At 38.7% G+C, this 21900-nt stretch carries 23 protein-coding genes; 8 read left to right on the forward strand and 15 right to left on the reverse strand.

Translation table 11 applies throughout. From position 1 onward, the window contains the following. Window positions 1-6 precede the first annotated feature (6 nt). The 6 genes from QF044_RS05340 to QF044_RS05365 form a co-directional block, all read right to left on the reverse strand. The gene (locus tag QF044_RS05340) at window positions 7-384 is read right to left on the reverse strand and encodes a VOC family protein (protein ID WP_307264572.1); all 378 of its coding nucleotides are present in this window, start codon (window positions 382-384) and stop codon (window positions 7-9) included. Between the two features lie 203 nt (window positions 385-587). Further along, window positions 588-1748 (reverse strand): NAD(P)/FAD-dependent oxidoreductase, encoded by a 1161-nt coding sequence (locus QF044_RS05345; protein ID WP_307264574.1) that lies wholly within the window; start codon window positions 1746-1748, stop codon window positions 588-590. A 25-nt stretch (window positions 1749-1773) separates the two neighbouring features. Next, the gene (locus tag QF044_RS05350; RefSeq protein WP_307264576.1) at window positions 1774-2529 is read right to left on the reverse strand and encodes a helix-turn-helix domain-containing protein; all 756 of its coding nucleotides are present in this window, start codon (window positions 2527-2529) and stop codon (window positions 1774-1776) included. A gap of 159 nt (window positions 2530-2688) precedes the next feature. Then, window positions 2689-3870, reverse strand: a complete 1182-nt coding sequence (locus QF044_RS05355; RefSeq protein ID WP_307264579.1) for a phosphatidylinositol-specific phospholipase C domain-containing protein — start codon at window positions 3868-3870, stop codon at window positions 2689-2691. A gap of 25 nt (window positions 3871-3895) precedes the next feature. Continuing rightward, window positions 3896-6748: a TonB-dependent receptor gene (locus tag QF044_RS05360; RefSeq protein WP_307264581.1), complete on the reverse strand. Its 2853-nt coding sequence runs from the start codon at window positions 6746-6748 to the stop codon at window positions 3896-3898. A 146-nt stretch (window positions 6749-6894) separates the two neighbouring features. Continuing rightward, on the reverse strand, window positions 6895-7950 hold the full coding sequence (locus QF044_RS05365) for a helix-turn-helix transcriptional regulator (RefSeq protein ID WP_307264583.1): 1056 nt from the start codon (window positions 7948-7950) through the stop codon (window positions 6895-6897). 173 nt (window positions 7951-8123) lie between these two features. Here QF044_RS05365 and QF044_RS05370 point away from each other — a divergent pair, with 173 nt between their 5' ends. The 3 genes from QF044_RS05370 to QF044_RS05380 all read left to right on the forward strand — a co-directional run bounded on the left by QF044_RS05370 (window position 8124) and on the right by QF044_RS05380 (window position 10732). Beyond that, window positions 8124-9266 (forward strand): CDC27 family protein, encoded by a 1143-nt coding sequence (locus QF044_RS05370; protein ID WP_307264585.1) that lies wholly within the window; start codon window positions 8124-8126, stop codon window positions 9264-9266. A gap of 94 nt (window positions 9267-9360) precedes the next feature. Continuing rightward, the gene (locus QF044_RS05375) at window positions 9361-10356 is read left to right on the forward strand and encodes an MsnO8 family LLM class oxidoreductase (RefSeq protein WP_307264587.1); all 996 of its coding nucleotides are present in this window, start codon (window positions 9361-9363) and stop codon (window positions 10354-10356) included. 13 nt (window positions 10357-10369) lie between these two features. Next, window positions 10370-10732 carry a hypothetical protein gene (locus tag QF044_RS05380; RefSeq protein ID WP_307264590.1) on the forward strand — a complete coding sequence of 121 codons (363 nt, stop codon included), beginning with the start codon at window positions 10370-10372 and terminating at the stop codon, window positions 10730-10732. A gap of 14 nt (window positions 10733-10746) precedes the next feature. On the opposite strand, the gene QF044_RS05385 is transcribed toward QF044_RS05380, so the two are convergent. Then, complete coding sequence (locus QF044_RS05385; RefSeq protein WP_307264593.1) at window positions 10747-11619, reverse strand: NAD(P)-dependent oxidoreductase; 873 nt, start codon at window positions 11617-11619, stop codon at window positions 10747-10749. A 176-nt stretch (window positions 11620-11795) separates the two neighbouring features. On the opposite strand from QF044_RS05385, the gene QF044_RS05390 reads away from it, so the two are divergent. Together QF044_RS05390 and QF044_RS05395 are read left to right on the forward strand one after the other, a co-directional pair. Continuing rightward, window positions 11796-12377 carry a Crp/Fnr family transcriptional regulator gene (locus QF044_RS05390; protein WP_307264595.1) on the forward strand — a complete coding sequence of 194 codons (582 nt, stop codon included), beginning with the start codon at window positions 11796-11798 and terminating at the stop codon, window positions 12375-12377. Window positions 12378-12440: 63 nt separating this feature from the next. Next, window positions 12441-13376, forward strand: a complete 936-nt coding sequence (locus tag QF044_RS05395) for a ketopantoate reductase family protein (RefSeq protein WP_307264596.1) — start codon at window positions 12441-12443, stop codon at window positions 13374-13376. Between the two features lie 71 nt (window positions 13377-13447). On the opposite strand, the gene QF044_RS05400 is transcribed toward QF044_RS05395, so the two are convergent. The 5 genes from QF044_RS05400 to QF044_RS05420 form a co-directional block, all read right to left on the reverse strand. Beyond that, window positions 13448-13807, reverse strand: coding sequence for a 4Fe-4S dicluster domain-containing protein (locus QF044_RS05400; protein ID WP_307264598.1), 360 nt, complete (start codon window positions 13805-13807; stop codon window positions 13448-13450). 150 nt (window positions 13808-13957) lie between these two features. Continuing rightward, window positions 13958-14281, reverse strand: a complete 324-nt coding sequence (locus QF044_RS05405) for a 2Fe-2S iron-sulfur cluster-binding protein (RefSeq protein ID WP_307264601.1) — start codon at window positions 14279-14281, stop codon at window positions 13958-13960. A 1-nt stretch (window position 14282) separates the two neighbouring features. After that, window positions 14283-14840: an NADPH-dependent FMN reductase gene (locus QF044_RS05410; RefSeq protein ID WP_307264604.1), complete on the reverse strand. Its 558-nt coding sequence runs from the start codon at window positions 14838-14840 to the stop codon at window positions 14283-14285. Between the two features lie 5 nt (window positions 14841-14845). Further along, window positions 14846-15346, reverse strand: coding sequence for a DUF2480 family protein (locus QF044_RS05415; RefSeq protein ID WP_307264607.1), 501 nt, complete (start codon window positions 15344-15346; stop codon window positions 14846-14848). Between the two features lie 30 nt (window positions 15347-15376). Next, window positions 15377-16003 (reverse strand): superoxide dismutase, encoded by a 627-nt coding sequence (locus tag QF044_RS05420; RefSeq protein WP_307264609.1) that lies wholly within the window; start codon window positions 16001-16003, stop codon window positions 15377-15379. 191 nt (window positions 16004-16194) lie between these two features. On the opposite strand from QF044_RS05420, the gene QF044_RS05425 reads away from it, so the two are divergent. Further along, window positions 16195-16815 (forward strand): metalloregulator ArsR/SmtB family transcription factor, encoded by a 621-nt coding sequence (locus tag QF044_RS05425; protein ID WP_307264611.1) that lies wholly within the window; start codon window positions 16195-16197, stop codon window positions 16813-16815. Between the two features lie 322 nt (window positions 16816-17137). On the opposite strand, the gene QF044_RS05430 is transcribed toward QF044_RS05425, so the two are convergent. Next, entirely contained in the window at window positions 17138-17527 is a 390-nt protein-coding gene (locus QF044_RS05430) for a hypothetical protein (protein ID WP_307264614.1), read from the reverse strand. Between the two features lie 98 nt (window positions 17528-17625). Beyond that, a complete protein-coding gene (locus QF044_RS05435) occupies window positions 17626-19023 on the reverse strand; it encodes an MFS transporter (RefSeq protein ID WP_307264617.1) in 1398 nt (465 codons plus the stop codon). Between the two features lie 72 nt (window positions 19024-19095). Between QF044_RS05435 and QF044_RS05440 the strand changes: the two genes are divergently transcribed. Continuing rightward, entirely contained in the window at window positions 19096-19962 is an 867-nt protein-coding gene (locus tag QF044_RS05440) for an AraC family transcriptional regulator (RefSeq protein ID WP_307264620.1), read from the forward strand. A gap of 103 nt (window positions 19963-20065) precedes the next feature. On the opposite strand, the gene QF044_RS05445 is transcribed toward QF044_RS05440, so the two are convergent. Further along, the gene (locus QF044_RS05445) at window positions 20066-20692 is read right to left on the reverse strand and encodes an RNA polymerase sigma factor (RefSeq protein ID WP_307264623.1); all 627 of its coding nucleotides are present in this window, start codon (window positions 20690-20692) and stop codon (window positions 20066-20068) included. Window positions 20693-20933: 241 nt separating this feature from the next. Here QF044_RS05445 and QF044_RS05450 point away from each other — a divergent pair, with 241 nt between their 5' ends. Then, window positions 20934-21881 carry a FecR family protein gene (locus tag QF044_RS05450; protein WP_307264626.1) on the forward strand — a complete coding sequence of 316 codons (948 nt, stop codon included), beginning with the start codon at window positions 20934-20936 and terminating at the stop codon, window positions 21879-21881. The last annotated feature ends 19 nt before the right edge of the window (window positions 21882-21900 follow it).

Genomic DNA, 21900 nt, shown 5'->3' on the forward strand with positions numbered 1-21900 from the left:
AAACGGTTAATCAATTGGCTCCCATAACTGAATTTTATTCCCCTCAAGATCCAGGATATGCAGAAACTTTCCATAATCATACGTTTCGATACTGTCAAGAATCGTCACATTTTCCTTTTTCAATTCTTCTGCCAGTGCCTCCAGGTTTTCTACCCTGTAATTAATCATAAAATCTTTTGCAGACGGTTCAAAATATTTTGTGGTCTCCGCAAAAGGAGCCCATTGTGTCAGTCCTTTTTTGGAGGTGTCTTCACTTTCACGCCATTCAAAACTGGTTCCGTATGGACTTGTTTCAAGGCCAAGATGCGTTTTGTACCAATCGTTCATTGCATTAGGATCTTTTGATTTGAAAAGGATGCCCCCGATTCCTGTTACTTTTTTCATGTTATTTTTTTTATCGTTAAATGTAATGTCCGGGAAGCCAGTTTGCACTTCTTCCTGTTTTTCAAATATATGTAAAACTTTTCACCGGAATATTCTTAATGATTAAGGTGGGGATAAATTCAATCTCAAATCAACGTCAATGAGCAAGCATAGAGCAGTGATGTAGTCTTCAGGCCTGGACGAAATTAAACATCAAAACTGGTTCAATGCCCTCCGAAAAACTCCAGCATGGTTTCTAATGCCGTTTCAGAGTGCATTTTATCCCCGTTTTCTAAAGATTCCTGAATGGCTTCAGTTGCTCTTTTACGCATTTCAGTTTCATAATAAGCGATCGCTTCCTGTAAGGTACCGAACTGATCAGAAGTTAAGCATTTGCTCAATTCCATCGCATCAAGCATCGCCATATTGGCACCTTCCCCGGCAAACGGTGGCATTACGTGCGCTGCATCTCCTAGCAAGGTCAGATTAGGAAGTGTTTTCCATCCCTGTTCCAAAGGCATATAATAGATTGGCCGGGGAATGAAAGGAATTGCTGCATTCTGGAAAAGTTCATACCAGATGCTGTTCCACTCAGAATATTCATTTTTAAACCATTCCAGCATCTGTTTCTGATCAGAAAAGTCCAGTCCGCTTTCCGCTGCCCAGTTTTCATCAGCCCTGAAGCTTGCATAAAATCCCAGATTACCATCGCCTTTCTGGCCGAGAAGAAGGTTCTTATGATTTCCAAAAGCCATGATTTTTCCGTTTTTTATCAGCGATTTGATCTGTGGAGCATTAATTTCTGCATCATCAATATTTCCTTCAAGCATTAATATGCCAGAATAGATCGGTTTGAGGTCTGTAAGGTAAGGACGGATCCTGGAATTTGCCCCGTCTGCTGCAATAACAAGGTCTGCATAGGCTGAAAAACCGTTTTTAAAATGCAGCAGCCATCCTCCGTTTTGGGCTTCCATTGAAATAAAATGGCTATCCCATACCACCGTTCCAGGTTTTAAAGAATCCAGAAGCATATTCCTTAAAGGTCGCCGGTCTATCTCAGGACGGAAATAGGCGTTGCCGAAATCTTCATCAGGCTTTGTTTCATGATCACTGAAAAATATTGCTGCCTGCTCATTGACGATCAGGGTTTTGTCTGCACCGGGACGGAAGTTCTGCTTGAATTCTTCCAACAGATGGGCTCCTTTTAAAGCTGCCATTCCGGAATCTTCATGCATGTCGAGTGGAGAACCCTGGACTCTGGCGCTTCTATTAAGATCTCTTTCATATACCTTTACATCTGCATTGTTCAACTGTAAAAGTCTGGCCAGCGTTAGCCCTCCCGGGCCACCGCCTATAATGGCTACTGATTTATTTTCTATTAACATTTTGAATCATTTTACTGAAGCAAAATTATTTCTCTTTCAAAACAGATAATAGTATAAATCGGTCATTTTTATTTTTGGATAATTCTTTCGGGGCAACCCCTGAAAATTTCTTAATCTCTTTGATAAAATGGGTCTGATCAGCAAAATTGAGTTCAGGAAACAGCTTACCTTCTGCAATATGCTGTAATGAAGCTCTGAAACGAAGAATGGTAGAGTAGGCTTTTAAAGAAAGTCCAAACTGCTGGGTAAAATAACGGTTAATCTGCCGACTGCTCCAGCCAGTTTTTTCTGAAAGCTCTTTCACACTTGTTTCGCCATTCGATGAATAGATGAGTTCAAAGAGTCTGCGTTTTCTTTCATCAACCGTTTCAGGTAACCGTGCTCTTATTTTTGCTGTTATTTTTTGAGTGAATATTTCAAGATCTTTAAGATCATCATCATTCAGATTCCAGGAATCGTCATTCAGATTCTTACCGCTGTTCAGCAGATCTGCAATGGGAGTACACAGAATATATTCGACAGCAAGCGGCCGGAAACTGACTGCAAAAGCAATTGTGTCAGGCGGAATACTTCTTTGTTCAGCTTCGGTTTCAAGCCCCAGAAGAATAGTAATGAACGGTTCCGATCCTGTTTTCATAAAAAACAGATCGATCCTGCCATCGGGTAACACAACGACTTCTTTAGTTTCATCCGACGGGTTATGAAACATTCCTATATTTTCTACAAATTCAGCAATCTGTTTTTCCGGCTGGATAAATTCGCAATAAAAACCGTTGGTCATAAATAATCTGTCTGCTTTAAAATGATATTGATTTTATAAAGTAAGTTACAAAAGTAAGTAATTGTAACAGAATTCAATATAGAGTTCCATTTAAGCTCAACTATTGATGTACAGAAACGAAAAACGGCCTCAAAAAATATTTTGAGGCCGCTTTATTGTTTATTTACAGTTGGTATTGATAGGATTTATCAGATAATCTTTATCCTGCGGAGGTTGTACGAAATAAGAGGTCCCATACGTATTTCCGGGATGGAAAAAATCGGTAGAAATCACCTGCGATCCGCTGCTGAAGGCTGCTTTTGAGCGGGTAAAATCATTCACTTTAGCTTCATAGGTTTCAATGTCGGCTCTTGTTCTTACCATAAAACCCTGTTTTACCATAGCCTGAATTTCCTGCTGACGAACTATGGCATTATCTCTTAAAATAAAGGCTGCAAAACTGTCATCGGGCTCACTTTCCATAAACATGAGTCTTTTCTCCAAAGAACCATTGATGAGATAAGGGTTGTTTTTGGTAGATAAAGTGCCTGCACTTCCGGGCAGCAGCATGAAGATGAATTTCCCTTTACTATCTTGTACTTTTGGCCAGTTGTTGTGTGTCACAGCTTCACGCAGTGTAGCAAATTGACCCTGAATTTCTTTAGGAGTAATGATCTTATCTTTTCCAAGATATTTTATGATTTCTGCATCCAGCTCGTCATAAGCTTTTTGAGTAAAAGGTAAAACCTGGGTAGGATTCGAAAAAATAGGAAATCCTGAATCCTTAGCTTCAACCATAATAAATATAGTGGTATGCTGAGGATGCTGATCTGACCATTGACGGAGTTCCGTTAAAGCATCTTTTAATGTAGGATAATGAGACCTGAAATCAATATCTGCCATGTGCAGCACTTTAAATCCAGGTTTTTCCAGACCTTTTGTGTTGTGAGGAGCAAGGTCTTTTACTCCCTTCTCCTGTAATACCCGGTATGAAGCAGGATGATTGAAACGGTTGCCGTCCGGATCATAATATACATCCAGTTCTAAACCCCGAAGATTGGCATTCAGCTGTTGAACAAAATCGGGATGGTTATAATTAAGAGCATCCTGAAAATCCATTCCATTGGGATGGTATTCCTGGAACTTGGCCTTCTGTTCGGAGGACATCGAGGAATCGTATTTTTTCATCAGATTCCTGATGATTGGGGTTGCCAGATCCAGTACTTTAGGATCTACAGGTTCTGCATAAGAATTGTGGGTTCCTACTACCTGAATCTGATTAATTCTGATGTCTTTACATTTTTCCTGAGCATGGAAAAGGCTAGCCGCACCTAATGCAGCGGTATACATATATTTTTTCATAAAAATTGATAATTATAAAGTTGTATTAAAAATTGAAAGTAGCACCAAGCTGACCTCTTATTCCGGAATAGGAAAGGTTTTCAACTCTGGATTTTTCTCCCATATAGTAACGGTTGGGCTCGTTAAAAATATTATTCAGTTCTATAAATAGTCTGATATTTTTATTGATGCTGTATGAGGTAGAAGCATCTACCGTAAAGTTTTTATCAAAATGCTGGTAATGATCCGGACCGGCAGCAGTTCTTATTTCGCTTATGTAGTCTCCCTTATAGTTTCCTGCCAGACGGAGCATAAATTTACTGGTCTCAAAAAATAAAATAGTATTAAAAATATGTTTGGCCTGATTGGGAATTGTTGTTTTCATCGTTCCCGTCTGCTTTCCGTTTTCATAGACCGGCATATTCATTTCGGAAGCGATATAAGTGTAATTTCCCTCAAAGCCCATATATTTTAGAAATCCGGGTAGGTTTTCAAACCGTTTGGAGATTCCCACTTCAAAACCGTACAGATGGGCTCCTTCTAAATTTTTGGGAGTTGTAAAAGTATAAGGAAGTCCATTGACGTTTAGAATAGACTGGTCTTTATAGATCAGATCGGTAATGTCTTTATAGAAAGCACCGGCAGTCACAAGGTCAAGTTTTCCGAAATAATTCTCAAACATCAGATCGAAATTGTTGGAAAAGGTAGGATTCAGCTGTGTATTTCCCTGCGTTACTGTATTGGAGAGATCATTGACGATAGTTCCCGGATTGAGATCATTGAAGTCTGGTCTGGCGAAAGATCTGGTATAGGCGGCTCTCAGGATTTTGTCATTGCTGAGCTTCCATTTCATATTGACCATCGGCAGGATAATATTATATTTTTTGCTGTCTTTGATATCTTCTGCTGTAGTTCCTGTACTATTGGAAACTACTTTTTTTCCATAGAAAGAAACGGTATTGTATTCATTCCTTACGCCGCCCAGCAACTGCAGATTTTCACTGACCTTCCAGGTTCCCATGATATAAGTTGCCCAAACGTTCTCCGTTCCCCTGTACGAGCTGGTCACATTGGAATTACTGTTTTTCCCGCTTACCTGCATAAGGCCCAGGCTGTTTTGTGTTGCCGGATCATAAAACTGATCGATCTGGCCGTTGGTGATTTGATTGATGATGGCTGATTGATAAGGATTACCGATAGGATTCATAAAACCTCCTTTAAAAGGAAAAGAATTCTGTTCAAACTGGCTCATATAGCTTACAGGAGCTCCGGGAATACCTAACGCAGATTTCGGCATCCATACCAATACAGAAGAATCTACTACTTTTTCTTTATTATTGAATTTTGTTCCAAATTGCAGTTTAAAATTATCGGTAACCGTATATTTCAGATCAGTCTGTCCTCTCAGATCGGTTTCACTGTTTCGGTTCTGGCTGAGAATAATCTGGTTCAGTTTCAGCTGACTGGCAGACACTGATGCCTGATGACCAGGTAAAGTAAAGTTCCCCGAATCTCCTATATGATCCGGAGCATCCATCGCAAAATACTTTCTGCCATCGGAAGACAGATTTCCATACGTCATAGGCTGTATAAAATTCACAATAGGGTAGCCTCTGTCATGTTCGTCTAAATTTTCAGGAGAATTAAACTTGAAACTTGATCGGGCTTTAGACAGTGACCAGTCTATTTCCAGACGCTGACCTACTTTATGATTTCCACCAAACTGCATAGAATAAAGATCCGTAAGATAATCCGCATGTCTTGCCTGCAGCGTGACATTTTTAGTATCAAAATTAAAATAAGTTTCCCGAACAGATTGCCCGTCTTTGTACTGACTGTACAATCCTTTGAAATACAGCTTGTTCCTGCTATTGATATCATAGTCCATGGCGTAATTGAAACCCAACGTTCTTCTGTCTGCCAGATAATCACGCAGCTGCAACTGATTGATGGAGTAGGATGCCGCCTGACCCGTTAAACCATAATTGAAAATATTACGCATTTGATCTATGGCACCGGAGCGTTGCCATATCACAGCAGAAGTAATGAATTTAAGCTTATCATTAATTTTGTTCCCATACACAATAGAAGAGTTGAACGTTGGGGATTTAGACATATTGACATATCCTGTGGCGGTGCTTATAGCCAGCGTTTCTTTGTTGGGAGATGTTTTTGTAATAAAGTCTACATTTCCGCCGATAGCGTCGCCATCGAGATCAGGAGTCAGGGCTTTGGATAAACGTACATTCTGGATAAGTTCCGAAGGAAAAATATCCATCTGGACTCCTCTGTTGGCATTGTCACCGCTTGCACTGGGCATTCTGTTGCCGTTCAATGTAGAAGAGGTCCATTGAACCGGAGTACCCCTTACCGCTACAAAACGTCCTTCTCCCATATCTCTTTCAATAGATACTCCCTGCATACGCTGTACGGCATCTGCAGCATTACGGTCCGGTAATTTACCAATTGCATCTGCGCTCAGAACTTCTGTAATAGTATTAGAGTTCTTCTTCATCGTGATGGCTCTGGCTTGTGACGCTTTATAGACACTGGTGACCACCACTTCCTGAATTGCATTCTCTTTTGGTTTTTTTTCGCCTATTCTGATGATCCCAAATTCCAATGGCTTTTGATCTGTTATGGTAAAAGGCAGATAGGTATTTTCGTAACCGATATATTCAATAACCAGTCTGTAATTTCCATCCGGAATATTACTTAATACAAAAGATCCGTCTGTATTGGATGTTATTTTTTCGCCTTTATTTTCTACATAAACTAAAGCATTGGGCAAATTCCCTTGTTGATCTACAACAACACCGTGTACAGAGGTTTGGGCTATGGCAAAATCTCCCAGTAAGAATCCGGCTGCAACTGTTAAAAAAAATCGTTCTCGTAACATTCTTAAAATTTTTGCAAAGATGTTTTCCCTGAGAAAGAATTCAGTTCATTTAAATTTTAACAGACTAATGTAATTTGGTGTATTTAGTAATTAATTGATTTGTAGTGTTTTGTGAATATTAATTAATTGTAATATAGAATTTGGAATCACAAAATATAATCGGTGGGTAAGCAGTTGAATTCCTTTTTAAAATATTTATAAAAAGTAGATTTAGATTTGAACCCGCATTGATAAGCCAGATCGGTCACATTAGAATGGGGTTCTTCCTGCAACATACGTCTGAACTGCAAAACCCGGTTGCGGTTCGTATATTCATGGAAATTGGATGTCAGATGCTGGCTGAAAGTAATGGTAAGATCAGTTTTGGAAACAGACAGATACTGTGAAAGCTGTTCCAGTGTAAAGCTCTCATCCAGATAGACGATGCTTTTGTCATAAAATTCCTCTATTGACGATTTTATTTTTTCAAAATCTATTTTAGAGAGATCTTTATACTGATACTTTTCTTTAAAAGGAATTTCTTCAATTGATTTAGGGGTGTCCTGTTTCTGTTGTTCGTGGTACGTTAAAATATAAACGTACAATATCCAGGCGAACTGTATTAAAAATGAAAGGTTATAAATTTTCTGAAACACAAGAATATTCATGCCGGATTTATAACTGCCCCAAAAAGCAAGTACACTCAGTAAAACGAAAGAAAGGAACAGCCTGAATTTTTTAATAAAAGGATTGTTGATCTTTTTTTGATAATAATACAGTAGACTCATACAGAAAATGATACTTCCGATCCAGTACCGGACATAATAACTGGCAATATATTTTAAGTAAAAACGGATGATTATATCGCCTTCTTTGTAACCAAACAGCTTTGCCGACAATCCGAAAGTATGAATGAAAACAATCATACAGAAAGGGTAGAACAGATATTTCAGCTTGTCCCGATGCCTGAAATTGATCAGATAAAAAGTAATATATAAAAATATAAGACCTTTGAAAATTCTGAGGCTGCCCGGTATTTCATAAAGGATAGATTCGTATCCGAACCTGTTGATGATAAAATATTCATACCCCATATCCACCAGAACGGTCAGGATATAAAGCAGCAGCATATTATGAAAAGACTTTCTGTTTTTCGCAAGACAGAGTAAAACAGCCAGCGTAATTAAAGCCTGCAGGATGACAACCATTAAAATATATAACATAGCCAGTTTAAATCTGCCCAAAATTATTAATAAAGAAGATGGATGTGTTTAACGGATTATTAATTTTTTAATATTTTAAAGATGATTTTATAAATCTTTAACCTGTGAATAATTTTGGCTGTAAAATTTGGAAAATATTAAAATAACTGATAATTTAGTTACAAATCACAATTATGAAATTCTGGCTTTCCGTACTGCTTATTACTTTCAGCTTTAAAAATATAGCGGCTCAGACTATAGATAAAGAAAAGCTTCTGGAATATTACGAAACCCAGCGTTATGCCGAAGCTGCCCAATATCTGCAGAGTATCTATCCTGAAGATACAAAGGATGTAAAAGTATTGAGCCAGATGGCCTACTGCAATATGATGTCCGGGAAGCTTCCGGAAGCTGAGAAAAATTATCTCAAAGTCAATGCAGTTGAGCCGAATAACCTGCCTGTTTTATTCAGTCTTGTCCATATTAATTCAAGAAGAGGGAATGCAACAAAAGCTAAAGCCTACCTTTTAGAAATTATTCAGCTGGACAGTCTGAATTTCACCGCTTACAAACAGATGTCGGGCTTTGCAGATACTCCTGATGCAAAACTTAAATATCTAAAAAAAGCGAATGCTCTAAATAATACAGATCCTGATATAGCTTTTGACCTTTCTACGGCTTACCGGGAACTTAAACAGTATCAGCAGGCTTATGATATTCTTAAAACAGCCATTGATGCAGATAACGGAAATTTTACACTACAGCAGGCGCAGCTTCCATTGGCCAACCAGCTGGGCAAATACAAAGAGGTCATTGAAACTGGAGAAAAACTGATGAAAGAGAATACGGATGTGAATGTGATCAATGAAATGGGGCAGGCTTTTTTTTATTTAAAAGACTATCAAAGATGTACAGCTCTCTTTAAAACACTGGAAAACCTCGGTGTGCAGAATGAAGGGACGCTGTATTTTATGGCACTGAGCTACCGTGAACTGAAGGAATATGATAAGGCTGCCGTATATGCTAAAAAGACGATTGATGAGGCAATATCTGATCATACGGCTCTTTATTACACTGCTTTGGGTGGCATCTATGAAGACAATAATAAATTTACTGACGCTTTGGAAGCCTACAAAAGAGGGCTTACCTTTGATAACGGCAGCAATATCTATTACCGTTTGGGTCTTTTGTACGACCAGAACCTGAAACAGCCTAAAAATGCAGTGCTGTATTATAATTTGTATCTGAAAAACAAACCGGATCCTGAGAAAGAAAAAGAACAAATCACTTATGCCAAAGCAAGGCTTGAAGCATTGACAAATTCAAAAAAAGTTTAATATAAAAGTTTTTTAGAGGTATAAAATTTCTGACCATTTTGATTTCATTTTTGATGCAGATAGATTATTTTTACAGTAAAAGCAGACGTTGGGTATGAAATTAAAATTAGGAATTCTGGATCAGTCGCCAACCGTTAAAGGAGGCAGTGCTTTTGACGCATTGAAAAACAGCATTGATCTTGCCGTATTTGCTGATAAAGCAGGATTTCATAATATACTGTATTCCGAACACCACGGGGTGGAAGCCTATGGAAGCTCAAGTCCGGAGATTCTTTCTGCAGTCACTCTAAGCAGAACCCAACGCATCAAAGTAGGAACGGGAGGCATCATGATGAAAAATTATTCTGCCTACAAGCTTGCAGAATGGACGAAAATGCTGGGCAGTCTTTATCCGGAACGCTTTATTCTCGGTCTTGGCAAAGCTCCCGGAGGCTTAAAGGATGCCGTATCAGCACTGAATAATCACAGACCTGTCATCTTATCCAGTCAGGAAACCAAACTTGAAGAAATCATCCAATATATCAAAGAAGAGGAAGGAATTTATGAAGGACTTATTGCCCAGCCCCGGGATTTGGTTCATCTGCCGGAGATTCTCTGGCTGGGTTCCGGTGTTCAATCTGCCAGGGAAGCTGCAAAACATGGGATAAGCTATTCCTATGCAGATTTTATGGGAAGTGAAAAAGGGACAGCAAGTACAGACACTTACTTGAATGAATTTGACAGAAACCAGTACAGCCCGATTCCTTCACTGCAGGTTGCAGTTGCTGTATCTGTGGCGGAAAATCTGCAGTCCGCCCGTCATAATGCTTATGGAATGGCTTACCAGTTTCTTCAGGCACGGCATATTCAGGCTCCCGAAGCACTTCTGCCTACTGAAATAATTGAGGATAAAATATCAGGAAGTGAGGATGAGGAAGAATTTTTTAAGATCCTGAGTCATATCATTATAGACACACCAGATCATATTTCTGGAAGGTTGCAGGAAAAGGCTGAAGAATATAATACAGATGAAATCATGATCCTTTGTAATATGTACCATGAAACAAACCGCATGAATACGTATAAAAGTATTATATTGGCCAATCAATAATCAACACCTTCTCATGAGCTATAATATCCAGGTATTCAGCATTGAAACCAAAAAAAAAGAACAGGCAGCCAATGACGACAGCTTTTTTGACCGCGAAGAAAACCTTGTTCCACTGACAAAAGAGCAGTTTGAGGGATTAAAAGACCGGCTTTTAAAATATAAATACGAACTGATCAATGAAAATGATTCAGGCCTTCATTTCAATCATCCTGATGAAGATTTCGGGAGGGCTTTGCTTACCGAAAGAGGGCTCTATTTTAATGCCAATTTAAGTGAAAGCTCTATCTTTGAAGTGGGTATGACCGCATCAGAATTTACTGATACGGGTGAGTTTGCAAAATATGATCCTCAAAATGAAGGCTGGGAAGAATTTTAAGCTATAAAGCTTTATTATTTTTTGTCCGACAGTTTCTTAAAGTTCTGAAAAGCTTCTATAACTCCCTCGGGGTTTTCGTTTTCAAAAATATGGGAGTGGTAAACCCTTTCAAATGTTTCGGCAGTTGCGGAAGCAATGATATGGGGAAGATTTTCACTGCTTAACATGTCAGCGAGACCTTTCATTTCATCAATGCGTCTGGCGATATGCTGCGGATAGGTGGGCGTAGTTTTGATCATATCCTGATAAGTTCCGGGAAGAAATTCCTGCAGGCTTTCATTCAGCTCATCCAGAATTCCAAAATGAGCAGCAGCCGTCATGGTTTCAAAAAATAAAGCGTTCATCCCTTTATTCACCATAGAAAACAAAAGTTTGTAAGCAGATGCAGCTTCTGCCTTTTCACCGGCATCTTTTATTTTAAATACGGAAGCAAACAGATCAATAAATAAATGTCTGTTAATGCCACTTACCACTAAAACTGCTTTGTCAGGAACATCCTGAGAAGCACCCATTACCGCTCCGTTCACATAAGGAATGTTCACTGATGTAAACAAGTTTTCAATAGATAAGGCTATTGCCGGAGTATTGGAATTCAAATCTACATAAAGAGGACAGTTAGCCGTATTTTTTAAACAGGAAACAGTACTTTCTGCAATCTTCAGACTTCCTTCCGGGCTGGTAAGAGAAAGGATAATATCGGCCTGCTCAACAGTGTTTTGAAGGGAACCGGTGTCTATAATCCCTGAGTTTTGTATATTTTGTAATGTGCGGGCTGATCTTGCTTCTCCTGCAGTGATGACTTTAAAGTTTTGATTGATAAGTGCTTTCGCTACCTGGGTTCCCATATCTCCGGGAAAAAGGACTGCAATGACAGGCTGGGTTTTCAATAGAATGTTTTTTGGTGTTTGAAATAATGAGTTATCTGACAGTACAAATCTCTTTAAAATTTTTGAAACCACATCAACCTTTTGTCTGAATTTGTAATGATTGATAAAACCGATCAATAAAAGAAAACTCTCCTGAAATTTGTTTAATTTTGATGATTAGTTCAACACTTATAATCATGGACAAATCCTCACTCAATCAATACTTCCATTCCTTATTCAGCATTGAAAAAGAGACGGTGGAAAAAATTACAGAAACATTCAAGTATTTTGATTTAAAAGCGAATACCGTTCTTCTGAACAAGGATGAGGTGAGTATCAAGACCTATTTTTTGGAAAAAGGATATGTCCGTTCCTATATTCTGAACGAGGATAATGAAGAAATAACCACCAATATTTATGCGGCACCGTGTTTTGTGAATGATTTCCTGTCATTCTTCAGACAGCAGCCCGCCAAAGAGGTCTATCAGACCATCACCGCCTGTACTTTCTGGGAAACTGGATTGGACAATGTTCAGCATAATTTTCATCATATCCCGGAATTCAGAGAGTTCAGCAGGCTTCTTTTTGTCCTTAATTATTATAACATTCATGACCGTTTGATAGAAATGGCCAGCCAGAAAGCATCTACACGGTATTTTAACCTGATGAAGAAGCATCCGGATATTTTCCAATATGTGCCCCTGAAGGTTATTGCCTCTTATTTGGGAATTAAAGACAGTTCTCTAAGTCGCATCAGAAGAGAGATCAATAAAATTTGATTTCTTTTCATTTGTCAAGTGATACTTTAGAATTTGAAACCCATCTTTGTTAAAAATAAATTTATGAATAAGAAACATATTATAGTGGTAGGACTTGGCGGGGTCGGCGGTTATTTTGGATTTAAAATAAACCAGGAAAACGAATCCTCTCAAAAATATAAAGTGAGTTTCGTAGCAAGAGGTGAAACATATAGCAAAGTGAAAGAGAACGGACTGATTCTGCTCTCACCCGAACATCCGGTGAATCACACACACCCTGATGCTATTGAGCAAAATATCGCTGACATTAAAGATCCGGATCTTGTGCTGATCTGTGTGAAAGAATACGATCTGGAAAATATCTGCAGCCAGCTGAACGGCATCATTACCAAAGATACTGTTCTGCTTCCGATGATGAACGGTGCGGATATTTATGAAAGAATAAGGAAAGTAATTCCTGATAACGTTATTCTTCCGACATGCCTTTATGTAGCTTCCCACATTAAAGAAAAAGGTATTGTAGAACATAAAGGAAAAGCAGGAAAAATGATTGTTGGAAGAGATCCTGAGCACTTTTCGGCTGATATAAACTGGATCGTAGAGCTGATCAGGGAAAGTAAGATTGATTTTGATTTCAAAGATAATTCGCTCATGGATATCTGGACCAAGTATATTTTTATCGCCAGTTTCGGATTGGTAACGGCTAAGCATAATTCTTCTATCGGAACGGTGTGTACGGATGAGGTTCAGAAACATGAAGCGACGGAAATTATGAAAGAAATAAAGCAGATTGCGGACACCAAAAAGATTGTTCTGGATGAAGATATTATTCAGAAAACATTTGAAAAAGCTTCCACATTTCCTTTTGAAACACCGACTTCATTGCAGCTTGATGTCAATTCTGGAAAAGGAAATAATGAGCTGGAATTATTGGGTGGTGCTGTTTTGAATTTTGGAAAAGAATTGGGTATTGATACCTCTTTTACACAGAAAATATATGATGAAATAAAAGCTTTATAAGCTTAGGGCTATTTTATTTCAAACCATTTGACAAACTGAAAGCGGGCCGTAAACCCGCTTTTTTGTGTAATTTAATGAACCCCTGAATGATGCAAAAATTCCTGTCGTCCAAACAGTATTTCGTCGCTTTCCCGGTGTTCAGGATCATCTATACAACAGTCTACAGGACAAACTGTTTTGCACTGAGGTTCTTCGTGAAAACCTTTACATTCCGTACATTTTCCCGGTACAATATAATAAACATCGTCTGAATAAGCCTGCTGATAAGCTCCTGCATCAGCTTCCGTTCCGTCCGGAAAGACCACTTTTCCTGAAAGCTTTGTCTTATCCTGCCACCGCCAGTCAATAGCCCCTTCATAGATCGCTGAATTGGGACATTCAGGTTCGCAGGCTCCGCAGTTGATACAGTCATCGGTTATTGTAATTGCCATAATTATTTTAAATTTTATAAGGTCATTTTAAAAAAGGGATTTCTTTCAGCTTCACAGCCTCGGAAATCCCTCCGTCTAAACATAACTTAAATGAAAAAAACAGTCAGCTTTTTGCACCAGTAGGAGGGCTCAAGCCATCTTTATTTCTGATTAATGGGCTGCAATTTCTATGGAAAGCCCATCCATTGCGGAGGTAAGCTGGATCTGGCATGCCAGTCTGCTGGCAGGTGTTGTCGTAAACAGTTCGGAGAGAAGTGCTTCTTCCATGTCACCTTTTTCAGGCAGCGATGAGGTTTCACCCAGAATATAGCAGTGGCACGTTGCACACATCGCCATTCCTCCGCACATCGCTTCCATAGGCAGTTCATAAGCTTTACACAGATCTTTAAGGCTCAGCCCCATTTCCAGAGGACAGATCAGATGATGGATATTTCCTCCCTGATCTTTTACCGTGATTGTAATTTCATCCTTCATTTTAAGATAGTTTTTTTATCTTTTTTGTTGTGGCAATACTGATCAGCCTGTCGAATTTATCAGCGTACAGAGAAGATACCTTTGCTGGATCCTGCGGATCAAATAAAGCGGTTCTGATCACGGGAACACTGAATGGAATAGGCCAGGCCCGCAGAGATTTAGCGATTACATCCATCGTATTGATTCCATGCATAGCCTGCAGACCATCCGCCCAGCACACAAGTCCAACCATTTTGTCCGTAAGATAGGGTTGATCATATCCGGCGGTAACTTCAAGCCAGTCCAGACAGTTTTTCATGACTCCCGGAATGCTCCCGTGATAGAGCGGAGCCAGCCAGAAATGAATGTCAGCCTCCAGAAATAGCTGAGTCATGCGTTCCACCGCCAAAGGTGTTTTGGTAAGGGTGACATCAAAAAGAGGAATACCGGAATCTGCAAGCGTAAAGATCTCCGTCTGAAAACCTGATGCTTCCAACCTTTCTGCAAAGTATTGAGAGATCCGTCCGGAGGTGGATTCAGATCTTCTTTCCAGCGAACCGTTGAATAGGATTGCTTTCATTGTTTTTAAGTTTTAAAAATTACTTTTGGCATTCCGATCTCACCGTACATCAGGCTTTTCACCAAAGGTTTCAGAAGCCCGGCTGCCAAAAGATAAAGAGAAGGATCATGATTTGTACTTGCCCTCACCACCACTTTCTGATTTTTATAGCATTTCAGATCGGAATAGGTAAGACGGCGTTTCCAGAGGTCCAGCAGAACCGTTTCAGCATTATTTAAATCTACATACACGGCATAAGGATATAATTTTTCCATCAGCATCATATACGCCCACGGCGGAATAATCGCATCTGTTGAACAGATTACTGCCACAGCTTTTTCATAATACACAGAAAAGTCTACAGCGGCAATTGATTCCTTAAATTCCTTCTCCTTCACAATCATTCCCATAAAAAGGTGATCTTTGATATCCAGTTCCACGATCTCCAGAGCAGGTTTGTATTTTAAAAGATCAAAAGCAACGATCCCGGAAGCTTCTGCTTTATTGATAAAAACGTTCTGATCCATAAGTGATTTTTTTGAATGATATTTACGGTTCTATCTGATTTTAGATAAAGCTTCTTCATATTTTTTCTCCACTACAGACCAGTCAAGGACAGACCAGAAAGCATCCAGATAATCGGCTCTTTTATTCTGATAAGCCAGATAATAAGCGTGTTCCCAGACATCAATTCCCAGGATTGGAAAACCTCTGTTCACCGATTGTATATCCATCATGGGATTATCCTGGTTAGGGGTAGAAGCGATCGCCAGAGAGCCACTGAATTTTACAAACAGCCACACCCATCCGGATCCGAACTGTCCCAGACCTGCTTTTTTCATTTCAGCTTTAGATTCTTCAAGGCTTCCAAAAGTTGTGTTGATGGCTTCTGCCAGTTTTCCTTCAGGATTTAATTTAGGCTTCGCAGAAAGGATCTCCCAAAATAAAGAATGGTTGTAGTGTCCACCGCCATTATTTCGTACAGCAGGACTGTATTCGCTGACTCTTTGAAGTATAGAATCCAGATCATCGCTGGCTTCCTCTGCAGTTTTCAGTGCTGTGTTCAGGTTATCTACATAGGCCTGATGATGGCGCTGGTGGTGAATGGTCATTGTTTCTTTATCTATGAATGGTTCCAGCGCGTCGTATGCATAAGGAAGCTGGGGTAGTGTGAATGTCTTCATAACTTTTATTTTTATTAATGTGTTTCAAAGGTAAACATATATTTTAATTAAACAACTTTATGGTTATTTAATTATATAGCTTGTACTGCAGTCTAAAACTTTGATTAATATCGATTTAATCCTAAAAATTGAAGATTATAGAAAATGACTATATTTGTTGTTGGAAAATAAAACAACTTAATTATTGTCAAATGAAGAAACCGGCAGCTGACCGAATCCTGATGTTTTTGAAGATGAGAGGAGAAGCCACCTCATTTTTGATCTCTAAAGAGCTCTCCATCACAAAGGAAGGGGCACGAAAGCATTTGCTGAATCTTGCCGGAGAAGGACTCATAAGATCTATTACAAAAAGTGAAGGAGTAGGCCGCCCGTCTGTTTATTATACCCTCACTGAAAAAGGCCTGTCCCGGTTTCCTGATTCCCATGCTGATGTAACGGTGCAGATCCTCCGGTCCGTCAAAAATCTCCTGGGAGAAAATGCACTGGATCTCCTGATCAACGACAGGGAAAAGAAGACTTATGAACGGTATGAAAAAGCAGTAATAACAACCAAATCTCTTGAAGAACGCCTGGATGTCCTCGTAAAAGTGCGCAGTGATGAAGGATATATGGCAGAATGGACAAAAGAAGGCAATGATTATTTCCTTATAGAAAATCACTGCCCCATCTGTGCTGCTGCTGCTGAATGCCAGGGCTTCTGCCGTGCTGAACTATCCAATTTCCGGAGCCTTATCGGTACAGATTATCAGGTAGAAAGGGTCAGTCACATTTTATCCGGCGGACAACGGTGTGTGTACAAAATTAGTGGGTGATGGTTTTCTTAAGATACAAGATACAAGATACAAGATACAAGACACGAGATATGAGACATGAGATGTCAGATGTAAGATGTTTCCGTTAGACATGTATTGACTGCATTTTAGAATTTTTAGGAAAAATAAAACTACATTTTTATTAATTAGGAATTTTACTGCGATTTTGAAAAACATGTATATATTTCTCATACGACTAGAATATGAAATAGGGGCGGGCTTTAGCCCGCCTTCACTATAAACATTCATCTGGCTTTAGCCAAAATTTAGAAAAATATGGCTATCCGCTGAAAATTTCAGTTTACAGAATAATTTCATCCATTTATATCCATTTTTCAATAAGATGAAGCCATAAAGCCCTGTCTTCACGAATGACAAAAACGGCAGATGACCTTCGTTGGGTGATTGAATCTTCTGTTGTCTGAATTTCTATATAAGAGGCCATTCCGTGGCTTTCTGTACTGTACACTTCAATATTTTCAAGGACGATGATCCGATCCGGAAATTTACTATAAGCTCCCGGAAGCCATTCTGAAAATGCGGCTAAAGTAACGCTGTCCCCATTGCCGGTAACCATTTTAAATTCTTCTGTAAAACCGGACAGAAGTTTTTCATACAGTCTGTCCTGATTTTCAGCTTTTCCACGGAACCATGCTTCGATATTGGTGTGGAATTCTTTTATTTCTGTGATGATTTTTTCTGTATTATTCATAATTTAAATGTTTGTATAATGTATAATGTATAATGTATAATGTATAATGTATAATGTATAATGTATAATGTATAATGTATAATGTATAATGTAGTTTATTAAATGGATGTGGTTTGTTTTAATTTGTTGTTTTTGTGCAATGTGTAATTTAGAAATATTCCGATGATCTGAACTGCGGCAATTATAAATATAGCCAACGCAAAAGCTTTTGGGAATGCCCATAATTCTATGCTGCCAAAAAATATAGTCCCGATAATAGTACCTCCCGTCACACTTCCGATCTGTATGCTGATACTGATCAAACCCGATGCCTGGCCCGCTTTTTCTTTACTGATCAAAGATATCGCCTGACGCATCATTACAGGCATCACAATACCATGACCCAGACCGGCAAGAAACAAACTGATATCCGTTCCCAAAGACGGTTTTTCCTGTAAATAAATGAATATTGAAGTTAAAGAAAATCCTGCAATAAGTAAGACCAAGCCTATATTGGTCATTGTATATGGAGAAAGTTTTATTCTGGGAACAATTAATGGTCCGAGAAAAAAAGCCGCTCCATACGGAATAATCGCAAGGCCAGTTTCTACGGGATTTGAGTGTAGAAACTGCTGCAGGTAATATGGATAGCAGATAAACAGTCCTGCCGTAAAATTATAAAAGAAAATAATAAGAAGGCAAAGAACAAATGGCTGATGCTGCAGAAGGATAGGATCTATCAGTACAGCTCTATTTTTCCCCAATGATTTAACTTCATATTGATAAAAGATAACCAACATTACAAGTCCCGAAAGTAAAATAGCAAAAATCCACCAAGCCCAATGGTATTTCCTTCCGAAAATAACAGGACATATCAACATCAGTAATGAGGCGATCATCAGTAATGCACCGACAAAATCAATGCTCTGCTTTTTCTCCTCCCGGTTATTATCCATGGAAAAATGAGTGCCGATAATGCAGATCAGGGTAATAGGAACATTAACAAGGAATACCAGTTCCCATGAAAACTCCCTCCAGTGAAGATTAAGCAGAAAGCCTCCCAGCAACTGCCCGGCAACCGATGCCAGACCAAATACAGAACTGAATATACTTACCGCCTTAGGCTGCTCATTACCGGTAAATAAAACCCTGATGGATGCCAGAACCTGAGGAGCCAGAAAAGAAGCGCCAACTCCCTGGAACAGTCTGGAAATAATCAGAAACCTGATGTCAGGCGAAAAAGCACAGGCCAGGGAAGCCAATAAAAAAATGTATAATCCGAGGATAAATATTTTCTTTCTGCCATATAAATCACCCAAGCGTCCTCCGCAAACCACAAGAGCAGCATACGTTAGTCCGTAAATTGCAACGACCATCTGCAGCTGGTGATCACTCGCATGGAAAGCTTTTTTGATAGAGGGAAGTGCCATGTTGACAATAAAATAATCCAAAGGCGAGAGAAAAGCTCCTGCTGTCAGGTAACCTAATGCCTGCCATCGTTTAAGGAAAATATTCATATTTTTTCTGCAAAATTAGCCTTCTATTATACCTGTAAAATTGTACTTTTGGAGGAAAAATAAGTATTTACAATGAAGATCTTACCTGTTGAACACATTAATGTAAAAGAAATAAAGCTTTGTCACCAAGAAACTGCCCTTAAAACAAAAGCTATTCTTTCCCTGATCTACGTTTTAAAAGGAAATGGATCTCTTACTTATGACGAACGCACCATCTCTTTCAGGGAGAATAAGCTGTTTATTATCCCACAGCATCAGCTTTATCAGTTTAAAAGTGAAAATGCAGAACTGATCGTTATAGAATGCCCCATTGAATTTATTGATAGGATCAGGCTGGAAGCCGACCGTATAGAAAGCTGTGAAAATCTTTACAAATTACAGTATATCAGCAATAATTATCATGCAAGAGCAGGCTGTATATTCCGAAGCAAAGATGATGAACGTTTTGCAGAAGCCCTTATTCTGCAGATTGCAAGAGAATATAAGAATAAGACAGATGATTATCTTATTATTCGGAACTGTATTTCCATCTTACTGAATCTTATTGCCAGAAATATCATTGAAAGCGAGACTTCTGAACTTCCACAAAACAGAAAAGCTTTCTCCATCATGAAGATTATCACTTATATTCAGGAGCATATTAAAGAAAAAGAAAAGACCAGAATTCCGGTTATTGCTGATCATTTTGGGATTTCAGGAAATTATTTCGGGGAATATTTTAAACAGCAGACTGGTGTTTCTTACCAGGATTATCTGTTGGATTACCGGTTAAAACTGGTTGAAACCTACCTTAGATACAGCAGTATCCGCCTGAGTGAGATTGCTTACGAACTTCAGTTCAGTGATGAAAGTCATCTGTCCAAACTTTTCAAAAAACACAGAAATATGACTCCTAAGGAATTCAGGAATAAAGTTTTGGATAAAGTAGATGACGTTTAAAATAGATTTTGCTAGACTAAAAAGAACTGGAAGACAATGATCTTATATCAATAAACAGAGTTTGTTTTTCGATTTTCATAACATCCATCTTCCAGTCCATTATTTAGTACTTCGTTAAAATTTCCATCAGCATCAGTATGGACACCAGTTTTTTAGAAGACTGGTATTCCGGGTTTAGCTGATCCCGTATTTCTCCTAAAGCTTTGCTTAATTTATTACTCACTGTTTTGTTGCTGATTCCCAGTGCTTCTGCTGTTTCATGCACAGACATATTCCTTCTGATCCTCATATCATATACCGTTTGCTCTGTAGAAGGAAGCTTTGAAACCACCTCATCTATCATATTTAATAAAGTTGAAATCTCGTTTTCTTCAAGAATCTCAAAATATTCTGTATCCGATATATCCATTTCTCCGGTAAGATCGAACTCATCCATACTGATGGTAGGAAGCCCTTTTTTAGAACTGTTATAATGATCGATAATCCGGTAATGAAGATAACGGAGCAGGTAGCCTTTGGCATTTTCAGACTCATCTGTCTGTATGGTATCCGTATTTTCAAGTATTTTTATCCAGAGATTCTGCAGCAGTTCTTCAGACATCTCTTTGTCCCTCGTCCTCATGAAAACAAAACGGTAAAGACTGTCCCAATACCGCTCGTAAAGCAGCATGAATGCAGGGTGGTCACCTGATTTTATTTTCTTTAATATGGTGTAATCTGTAGGCTTCATATGGTTACTGCAAAATTACCTAAAGGAAAATTAACTTTTTGTGAACAATGGCTATTCTAAGATTAATTAATTCTAAAAAAATCCCCGTAATGTGAATCAAATGTTGAGAAAATAAGCAAACTGCCCGAAATTGTTAACAACTTGATTTTAATATGAATACAATGTGAATAGCTGCCTGGGGAAGTTTTTAATTTTCATCGTCTTATAGATAGAAGTATCTGTGAATACCATGAAATATTTTATGAAAAGCTCAAAATATAAAAATACAGAAGCATTTGTTTTTAAACTCTGGAAAAGGGAAGTAACCGAACAAAAGATCTCGGGAAAAGAAAATGAAATTTTAAACCAATGGAAAACCCGGGCAGAAAAAGACCTGGACAAAATCCACATGCAGGAATCTAAGGAAAGAGTGCTGTCTGCGCTGGAGGTTTACTTTATCCAGCCTGTAAAGACCACCCGAATTCATTTCTTAAAAAAATATGCTTATTCCGTTGCCGCAGTCCTTATTTTACTTTTATCAGTAGGGGGACTCCTTACTTATCATACTTTCTTTAAACCTGATGTATATACTTCGGAATCCGGGAACCAAAAAGTATTTCTTGCCGATGGCTCTGTAGTGACCCTTTTAGCAGGTGCAGAGCTTACTGTAGAAAAATCATTTCCTGCTTCTACCAGAATAGTGGATCTGAAAGGAGATGCCATTTTTTCTGTAGCTAAGTCAAAAACACATCCTTTTATTGTTCGTGCAGACGGTTTCAGTACTAGAGTACTGGGAACTGTTTTTAAAATCTCCCAGTCTGGAAAAGATAAATCCGTACAGCTTTATGAAGGGAAGGTCGCTGTATCCTATGCCGGAACTCCCGTTTCCTATCTGAAGCCCAATCAGAAGTGGACGAATTTCGGAATAGCACGTACTGCTGCCGTCATATTGATTCCTCAGGAAAATAAGTCAGGAAAAGAAAAAACAATGCTGCTGTCACTAAGTTTCAATGATGTCACATTAAAGGAAGTTGCAGAAGTAATGCAAAACAATTATAAGATCAGGATCATGTATCCCAAAGAAACGGCAGAAAAGAAAATTACTGCTGACTTTACAGGAGGCTCAGCGGATGAAAATATGGAAGCACTTGCCTTTATTCTTGGACTTGAAGTCCATAAAGAAGATCATATCTACACCTTGAAAAAATAAAGATATCCTACCGATTAAC

The organism is Chryseobacterium sp. W4I1, assembly GCF_030816115.1.
In the GTDB taxonomy this organism is placed as follows: Bacteria; Bacteroidota; Bacteroidia; order Flavobacteriales; family Weeksellaceae; genus Chryseobacterium.